This window comes from Acinetobacter sp. SH024, assembly GCF_000163635.1.
GTDB lineage: Bacteria > Pseudomonadota > Gammaproteobacteria > Pseudomonadales > Moraxellaceae > Acinetobacter > Acinetobacter pittii.
The window spans coordinates 1,371,451-1,374,415 of the sequence record NZ_GG753600.1 but is presented as its reverse complement, the minus strand read 5'-3'; the positions used below and the strand labels follow the sequence as shown (position 1 = coordinate 1,374,415).

4 protein-coding genes and 1 pseudogene are annotated in these 2,965 nt (G+C 29.4%); 1 reads left to right on the top strand and 4 read right to left on the bottom strand.

Annotated elements, in window-relative coordinates; translation table 11 throughout:
- From HMPREF0013_RS0105335 to HMPREF0013_RS12290, 3 genes are all read right to left on the bottom strand, one after another.
- On the bottom strand, positions 1-145 hold a 145-nt coding region (locus HMPREF0013_RS0105335), incomplete at its 3' end, for a helix-turn-helix domain-containing protein (RefSeq protein ID WP_240490535.1).
- Between the two features lie 69 nt (positions 146-214).
- The gene (locus HMPREF0013_RS12295; protein WP_005803279.1) at positions 215-484 is read right to left on the bottom strand and encodes a hypothetical protein; all 270 of its coding nucleotides are present in this window, start codon (positions 482-484) and stop codon (positions 215-217) included.
- Complete coding sequence (locus tag HMPREF0013_RS12290; protein WP_005803278.1) at positions 432-953, bottom strand: hypothetical protein; 522 nt, start codon at positions 951-953, stop codon at positions 432-434. Before HMPREF0013_RS12290 ends, HMPREF0013_RS12295 begins: the two co-directional genes overlap by 53 nt.
- 477 nt (positions 954-1,430) lie before the next feature.
- Here HMPREF0013_RS12290 and HMPREF0013_RS12285 point away from each other — a divergent pair, with 477 nt between their 5' ends.
- Positions 1,431-2,006: a hypothetical protein gene (locus HMPREF0013_RS12285; protein ID WP_005803277.1), complete on the top strand. Its 576-nt coding sequence runs from the start codon at positions 1,431-1,433 to the stop codon at positions 2,004-2,006.
- Between the two features lie 100 nt (positions 2,007-2,106).
- Here the strand turns inward: HMPREF0013_RS12285 and HMPREF0013_RS12280 are convergent.
- Positions 2,107-2,885: pseudogene (locus HMPREF0013_RS12280) on the bottom strand (tetratricopeptide repeat protein).
- Positions 2,886-2,965: the final 80 nt, after the last annotated feature.

Here is a 2,965-nt window from a genome sequence, read left to right as displayed (position 1 = left end):
CGAAGGTGTTATCAGAAGCATATCGAGCTTGATAAACGTCATTGATGCTATTTCTTTTAAGCTCACGATAGATCGTACTAGGATGTCTTTTAATGAGTTCAGCAAATTTTCTGGCTGAAAAGCCTTCTTTTCTTGACTCAAGCATTAATGCAGTACGATCTTCAAAGTTAAGATGATGGTATGACAATTTTATATACTCCATAAACCCTTTAAATTAATTAGGTGGTTTATGTCGCACTTCAAGTTTTACTCTGCCTTCTTTATTCTTTATTAAAGAAAAGGTCTGTATATATCCTTTTTTAATTTGAAATATAGTTTTGAGTTTCCATAAAAAGTTAGATACTTCTTCTCTATTTTCTTTCTGATTCAGTAATAGATGATCATTAATTTGATCTAATGCCTTATCATATAACTCTAAATCTATTAAATCTTTACTTAACAGGAGCTGATTCAATACATCGTTCAGGTTCATTTCTTTTTCCATCTTCACTCAACTCCTTAACAGTATTTAAAACATCATTAACTTTTTCCACATCTCCTCGATATGAGACGATGATATTTTTTTCACTTTTTTTCTCAATAATTATACTGAAATCTACCTCATCACCATTTTTTGCTTGTAACTCGTTAGAAATATAATCACTGATAACATTTGTGAATATTGGAGTAGCTAAGCTCGTTACTAGAAATACTCCCAACCAATGAGCTCTAGAATGCAACGCTAACTCTTTATAGTCTTCATCAGTTGAAAATAACTCAACTTCTTCAGGGCTTATTTTTTCTTGTAAATAAGAGAAAATTTCAATAGTTCCATTATGAAAAGCATCTTTTTGAGTAAAACTAGGGAGTATAAGTACACTAATATCTCTATCTAAAATCAAAGGCTTTTCATTTTTAAAAAATGAAAAATCTAGATCTGTTTTTTCAACTCTAAGTGTTTCATCTCTAATCATTTATTTTCATCCTAAGAATTAGAGTTCATCATACCTATAATTTTTCAGATAGTCCATTTAACATAATGGGCGTTATCTGAAACCATATTTAAAAAGATTTTAAAATTAGAGTATTAAGAATTTTTATCTACTACAAAAAAATCAAAATTCAGATTTTGACAAAAATCGGCTTTTTTATGATTAGATTTGATAGCTCCCGCCAATTATTTTGACTAAAATTACTCTGTATAACTTGAGTGAGATATAACTCGGTTTAACTTAAAATTTCTTTTTGAATTCAAAATTAGAATAAAAGCTAATTTTTATCACAACACATATTCTTGTATTTTTTTGCTATTTACCTTAGCAAAACTATTAAAAAATTATGTAAAACAAGAAAGAATATGGATTGTAAATTTTCTTGTATGTGTCAGTACTTTTAGTACAGATGTTTTATTAGCTTCTGGCTTTTTTACTATTGTTTTATAGGGGGTAGTTGTGATTTACAAACTTAAAATGTGGATCTCTAGGGAAGTGATTGATCCATTTTTTTCATTATATTCGTACATTTATAAAAATTTTGTTCTTGTCCTTTCCTTAAGTTTGTGTGTGATTGTACTGCTTTGTACTCTTAACCCCAGTATAATTTTTACTCCTAGAAAAGAGAGTTTTGTTGTTTATGAGCCTGAATTTCATATCAAACATGGACGCATGACATCGTTGATAATAAAAGATAATAATAAAAAAAATATTATTAATTGCGCATATTTTAGAAATGAGAATGGTTCATTTTGTGAATTATATAAGCCTAGAAAACTACTTAAAGTTGAGGGAGGTTTTTTTCCTAATTCATCATTGTTTTTTAAAAATAAATATATTGTAGTCACTAGAATTCGTTTTGAAGATGAAAAAGGGGGTGTAATTAATTTTTCAACAAGTGAAGAAAAAATTGCTTCTTGGTGGAATTGGGTTATGTTCCCCACCTTATTGATGAGGTATTTAATTTTAATCTGGTTAGTGATAGTTGTTTTAATATTACTTTTAAAACTAATTAAGTATAAGAAAGAAATCTAATTTTATTTAAAAATGGTTTTACCTTTATTTTGAGTTGAGAGATAGATATGAAAAAGGGCTGCTATTAGCAACCCTTGTGATCTAAGTATTATATTGTGGATTACTGAAACTGGTCTAAAGCCTCTTTTGCGGGTTCATATCCATTATCAGCAGCTTTTTTGAACCAAAACTTTGCATTTTCATAATCTGAGTAAACATTAGCATACATATAAGCTAGATTGTTCTGAGCCTCAGGTATACCTTTCTCAGCTACTTGTGTGTATAGCTCCAGAGCTTTTTTATTATCTTGTTTAACTAAGCTACCATCTGAATAATATTTGCTAAGTTATATTGAGCTTCTGAAAGATTTTGATCCGCAGCTTTTTTATATAACTCTAAAGCTAAATTAATATCTTTTTGTACGCCATTTCCCGAAAGATAAGCATTTGCCAAATTATATTGAGCTTTAGCATAACCTTGGTGAGCAGCTAATTTGTAAAACTCTAAGGCTTTAGATCTGTTTTTGCTTACATAATAGCCATTATCATACATGAGCCCCATATTGTATTGGGCCTCCGGAAAGTCATTTTTCGCAGCTTTCTGATACCAATAGTAAGCTTTTTCTTCACTTTTTTGCGTCCCGATTCCCTTAAGGTACATTCCTGCTAAATCATTTTGTGCAATGGGCAGTCCTTTTTCGGCTGCCTTTTTAAAATATGAAAAAGCTTTTGAATAATCCTTAGGTACTTCTTTACCTAAGAAGTATTTCCCGCCTTGCTCATATATTTCACTTGATTCACTTTGAGTATTATTTAGTTGTGAAAGTGGTTTTGAGCAACATATAGTACTTAAAGTCGATAAACTTATGACGCTAGAAATTATTAAATATCTTATATTCATAATGTGTCTCTTATAATTTAATCTACTGCAATTCATACTAATAGTTATCTTAAATAAATATAAAAAATCCGACATATAGT

What these genes read in the sequence shown, in the direction of transcription:
- HMPREF0013_RS12295 (WP_005803279.1), bottom strand. Translation starts at nt 484, where the DNA reads ATGGAAAAAGAAATGAACCTGAACGATGTATTGAATCAGCTCCTGTTA.
- HMPREF0013_RS12290 (WP_005803278.1), bottom strand. Translation starts at nt 953, where the DNA reads ATGATTAGAGATGAAACACTTAGAGTTGAAAAAACAGATCTAGATTTT.